The organism is Synechococcus sp. R3-13 (genome assembly GCF_047462195.1).
Classification (GTDB): Bacteria; Cyanobacteriota; Cyanobacteriia; order Thermostichales; family Thermostichaceae; genus Thermostichus.
This window is the reverse complement of sequence record NZ_JANSIO010000186.1, coordinates 1-4,252: the sequence shown is the minus strand read 5'-3', so window position 1 is coordinate 4,252 and position 4,252 is coordinate 1. Positions and strand designations below refer to the sequence as shown.

The 4,252-nt window shown below is 58.5% G+C and carries 3 protein-coding genes; 1 reads left to right on the top strand and 2 read right to left on the bottom strand.

Features of this window, described 5'->3' with window-relative positions; translation table 11 throughout:
* Window positions 1-143: 143 nt before the first annotated feature.
* Window positions 144-1,454 carry a (Fe-S)-binding protein gene (locus tag NW856_RS05570; protein ID WP_414399461.1) on the bottom strand — a complete coding sequence of 437 codons (1,311 nt, stop codon included), beginning with the start codon at window positions 1,452-1,454 and terminating at the stop codon, window positions 144-146.
* A gap of 255 nt (window positions 1,455-1,709) precedes the next feature.
* On the opposite strand from NW856_RS05570, the gene NW856_RS05565 reads away from it, so the two are divergent.
* Window positions 1,710-2,030 (top strand): hypothetical protein, encoded by a 321-nt coding sequence (locus NW856_RS05565; protein ID WP_414399460.1) that lies wholly within the window; start codon window positions 1,710-1,712, stop codon window positions 2,028-2,030.
* A gap of 13 nt (window positions 2,031-2,043) precedes the next feature.
* Here the strand turns inward: NW856_RS05565 and NW856_RS05560 are convergent, their stop codons facing one another.
* A complete protein-coding gene (locus NW856_RS05560; protein ID WP_414399459.1) occupies window positions 2,044-3,924 on the bottom strand; it encodes an AMP-dependent synthetase/ligase in 1,881 nt (626 codons plus the stop codon).
* Window positions 3,925-4,252 lie beyond the last annotated feature (328 nt).

The window sequence follows — 4,252 nt, the reverse complement described above, 5'->3', positions numbered from 1 at the left end:
TACCGCCTAGCGGTTGGTGTCGGGTAGTTTACATAGCCGCGGCCAACATGCTTAGTTTAATGGCTATTTCGGTTCCGCAAAGTAACCAATTGTTCAGCAGATCGGGGACTAGAGGCAGCCCCTGTAGCTTGTTCGCGAAAGCGTCACGCAGCGGTAAGGGCGCGATCCAACAATTCCATCGGGTGATAGATGGGGATCCCGGCTTTGCCCTGTAGGCGCAGATGTTTCTGGATTTGTAGGCGGCAGCCGATATTGGCAGAGACAATCCCCTGAGCACCGGTGTTAAGCAAGTTCTTTACCTTCTGGGATCCCAGCTCATCCGCCACCTGGGGTTGCAACAGGTTGTAGACGCCGGAGCTACCACAGCAGAGGGCCGCATCGACGGGATCCCGCAGCTCCAGCCCCGGGATTTGCCGCAGCAGGTGTCGAGGTTCCTGGCTGAGCCGCTGCCCATGCAGCATGTGACAGGCATCCTGGTAGACCAGCACCAGGGGTTCCGGCTGTAGCGGATGTAGAGGAGCCGTTAACCCCACCTGAGCGAGAAACTCCTGAATGTCCTTGACTTGAGTGGCAAATCGGGCTGCCTTCTCTTTGTAGTCGGGATCCCTGGCCAACAGGTGGCCATACTCCTTCAGGGTATGCCCGCAGCCAGAAGCGTTGATCAGAATGGCATCCAACTCGTAATCGGCAAAGGCATCGATCATCTGGCGGGCCAGGGTTTCCGCCTGCTGCAGTTGCCCTTGATGGTGGGGCAAGGCCGCGCAACAGCCCTGGACGGGCGGGATCACCACCTCACAGCCGTTGTGGGTCAAGACGCGAATGCTGGCCTCATTCACCTGCGGGGCAAACAGGCGCTGCACGCAGCCCAAAATGAGTCCCACCCGAAAACGGCGTTCTCCCACCGCCGGGATCCGCTCAGGGTAACGCTTGGGCAGCAGTTGCTCCACCTCCAGGGGGGGCATCAGGGATTCCATGGCCGCCAAACGCGGGGAGACCTTTTCCAGACCCTTTCGGATCCAAGCGCCGATCCCCATTTTTTGGTACAGCCAGAGAGGCCACAGCAGCGGTTGCAGCCGCTCCGGGTAAGGAAACACCGAGAAGATGAACTGGCGGTAAAGCCGATCCCAAAGGCTACGTGGGTAGTTGCGTTCGATTTGCGGGCGGGTGGCGGCAATTAAGCGGTCATATTGCACCCCCGATGGACAGGCCGTAACACAGGCCAAACAGCCCAAACAACTGTCGAAGTGGGAAACCGTAGCCGCCGAGAGGGAGATTTGACCTTGGTTGAGAGCCTCCATCTGATAGATGCGCCCCCGCGGCGAGTCCGTCTCTTTGCCGATGACACGGTAGCTGGGGCAGGTGGTCAGGCAAAACCCGCAATGCACACAGGCATCGATCAGCTTGGGATCCGGGGGATCCACGCCGTCAAAACTTGGCCCTTTGGATACGTTCATCGGCCTCTAGCTCTCAGCACAAAAGCCTGCTGTACAGACTCAATCTTGCCTTTTGGCTTGTTTTGGGGTTTTGGAGGTGCCCCCGTTTCCTGCATCTTAATCCGGGAACAAAGCGGCTGAGGCGTTCTATCCAGATCCAGACGCTCCTTTCGTCCGTACTACCCTGAAGAAGGGACTCCCCGGACGGATTCCCTCTCAATCGATCCCTCGTTAACCCTCTTCGAGTTGTCTGTGCTCTGCACAGCACGGAGTGCTATGAAAGTGCAACACCTCTTCACCTCAGCTCTTGTGGGCGCAGCCCTCTCCAGTTTGAGCCTGCCCACTGCCGCTCTGGCCCAAGCCAACCTGCGGGAACTCCCTCCAGACCTGGCAGAACAGCTAACCACAGAGCAAATTTTGCAAGCCTGCGCCAACAACCAAGCAGATACTTTGCCCAGCCCTTTCCCGGATGTGGTGTCAAGCGATTGGGCCTACAAGGCAGTGCTTACCCTCTACTACTGTGGAGCCTACCGAGGGGCCATTCCACCGGAGCAATTCCGGCGCTACTTGGAGCAACAACGGGGATCCCAAACTTAGGTGGGCCTGCACCTCAAGCCGGATACATCTCCTGGATGAGGTGGGCATAGCGCTCAGCCACCGGGTTGCGCTTGATCTTCAGGGTCTGGGTCATAAGGCCGTTTTCCACGCTCAGCGGCTCCGGCAAGAAGCGAAAGTCGCTGACCTGCTCGTCGGGCCGGTAGCCAGGGCGTTCTTGGATGCGGCGGCGCACCTCCTGCAAAATCAAGGTGCGGGTCTGGGGCTGGGCCAGCAGCTCGGCTTCCTCAGCCGGGATCCCTTGCTCGGCAGCCCAGGCTTTGAGGGCATCGAGGTTGGGGTAGATGAGGGCAGCCAATTTCTTTTGGTCTTGCCCGACGATCACGATTTGGCTGATGTAAGGAGATTGCAGACAAGCATCTTCCAGCGGCTGGGGCTCGATGTTCTCCCCGTTGAGTAGGACGATGACATCCTTGGCTCTGCCGGTGATCACCAGTTGCCCGTCGGGGGTGAGCCAGCCCAGATCCCCCGTTTCAAACCAGCCGTCGGAGCTGAGCACCTTGGCGGTGGCTTCGGGGTTGTTGTAGTAGCCCATCATCACCTGCGGGCCACGGGCCAGGATCAACCCCTTTTGGCCGGAGGGCAGGGGCTGTCGGGTTTCAGGATCCACAATGCGAAACTCCGTCCCCGGCAAAGGGAGGCCAGCCGTACCGCGCACATTGTTGTTTGGACGCCGCGCGCACAACACCGGCGAAGTTTCGGTGAGGCCGTAGCCATTCAAGATGGAAATGCCCACCACCTCGTAGAACAGATCCAAGTAGGCAGGCAGGGATCCACCGCCGCTGATGGCATGTTGAAAATTGGGGCCCAACGCCCGTCGTACCTTGCGGTAGATCAGCACATCGGCCAATCGGTGCAGGGGCCAGAGCAGCCAATGTTGTAGGCGAGCCTGTAGGCGCACCCAGGGGCTGACTCCGTAATGCAAAATCGACTGGTTGCGAGCTATCCGTCCAGAGAGCACATGGCTCTCACTCACGGCCATCAGAGCGCGGATCAGCCGCTGCATCAGGGGGCTTTTCTCTTTGAATTGCCGTTGGATCCCTTCATAAACGGTTTCCCAAATCCGCGGCACTGCCACCAGAAAATGGGGGTGCTCCTGTTGGAAATCTTGTTTGATAAAGCGAGGGCTGGTATAGACCAGCATGCAGGCACGGCTGAGGAGAAAATACTCGCAAGCCCGCTCATAAGAGTGCCAAGTGGGCAGAATGGTCAACACCTTATTCCCCGGTTGTGGCTGTACGACCACGCCCAAGTTCTCCACCTGGTGCATCAGGTTGCCGTGGCTGAGCATCACCCCCTTGGGCCGACCGGAGGTGCCGGAGGTGTAGATGATGGTGGCCAGTTGGGATCGCTCCAGCTTTGGGGGTTGGTAGGTGTGTTCCCGACCCTTTTGCAGCCATTGGGAAAAGTTCAGCACCCCTGCTTCCTGCTCATCGGAAAGCAACAGCAGCCGTTCCAGGCCCAGCTCCTGCACATCCGGCCGGATCCGCCTCAGGGTCTTCAGATCCTGAGCAATCAGGGCCGTGCTACCGGAGTGGCGCAAGATGTAGCCCAGCTCACTGGGATCCGCCACAGCGCTGCGGGGCACATTCACAGCTCCCGTGAACATCGTGGCCAGATCGGCCATCAGCCAGCGGGGGGAGTTATCGGCAAAAATGGCCACCCGATCCCCCGGGCAAATGCCCAAAGCCTGCAGGCCAGCCGCCAGGGTTTGAATGCGGCGAAACAGCTCTCCATAAGACATCTCGAAAACTGGCTGCGCGTGGGGATCCCGTAGGGCAACCTGACCGGCAAACTCTTCCGCCAGCACTTGCCAAACGTTCAGCAGCGTCGTCTCAGGGGCAGTGGGAGTAGCAGAAGCGGCAGCAGTTGTCATAGATCTGTACCGTAAATTACGTTTACAGTCTATTAAACCCAGCCTCTCTCCCCAGGTGTCGCTAGGACAGTTCCCAGCCTGTCACCCCATTCACCATCTTCCCCTTGCGGGGAAAAGGTAGGGATCAACACTATAAAATCTTGCGCTGGCAGAACCAGGGTGGTGATTGCTCGCCTCGGCAGATTGCGCACAAAACTTTACAATTTTGATCAAACCGGATCCCATATCTCCCATGGGGATCCCGGCTGTAAGCTTCATGTAAACTACCCGACACCGACCGCTAGGCGGTACGAAGCGGGCTTTTAGTAGCCCTGCAGTTAGTAAACTA

Excerpts from the sequence above, each read along its gene's own strand:
- NW856_RS05570 (WP_414399461.1), bottom strand. The coding sequence starts at position 1,454 with ATGAACGTATCCAAAGGGCCAAGTTTTGACGGCGTGGATCCCCCGGAT.
- NW856_RS05565 (WP_414399460.1), top strand. The coding sequence starts at position 1,710 with ATGAAAGTGCAACACCTCTTCACCTCAGCTCTTGTGGGCGCAGCCCTC.
- NW856_RS05560 (WP_414399459.1), bottom strand. The coding sequence starts at position 3,924 with ATGACAACTGCTGCCGCTTCTGCTACTCCCACTGCCCCTGAGACGACG.